The organism is Pollutimonas rozaliensis, assembly GCF_048751585.1.
Classification (GTDB): domain Bacteria; phylum Pseudomonadota; class Gammaproteobacteria; order Burkholderiales; family Burkholderiaceae_B.
The window spans coordinates 1-261 of the sequence record NZ_JAZHOB010000191.1 but is presented as its reverse complement, the minus strand read 5'-3'; the positions used below and the strand labels follow the sequence as shown (position 1 = coordinate 261).

Annotated in this window: 1 protein-coding gene; it reads left to right on the top strand. The window is 63.2% G+C overall.

The features are described from left to right. On the top strand, positions 1–261 hold a 261-nt coding region (locus tag V0R37_RS22530; protein WP_420376613.1), incomplete at both ends, for an adenylosuccinate synthetase.

The following is a 261-nucleotide window of genomic DNA, read 5'->3' as shown; positions in this document are numbered from 1 at the left end:
GCCATGAGTTCGGTGCTACCACCGGGCGTCCGCGTCGCTGTGGCTGGTTCGACGCCGTGGCCCTGCGCCACGCCGTGCAGATCAACTCGGTCTCGGGTATCTGCTTGACCAAGCTGGACGTGCTCGATGGCCTGGAGAACATTCGCGTCTGTGTCGGCTATCGCAGCAAGGACGGTGAAGTGCTCGACAATCCGGTGGACTCAGAGGGCTACGAAGCCGTCGAGCCGGTCTATCACGACCTGCCGGGCTGGAAAGAGTCGA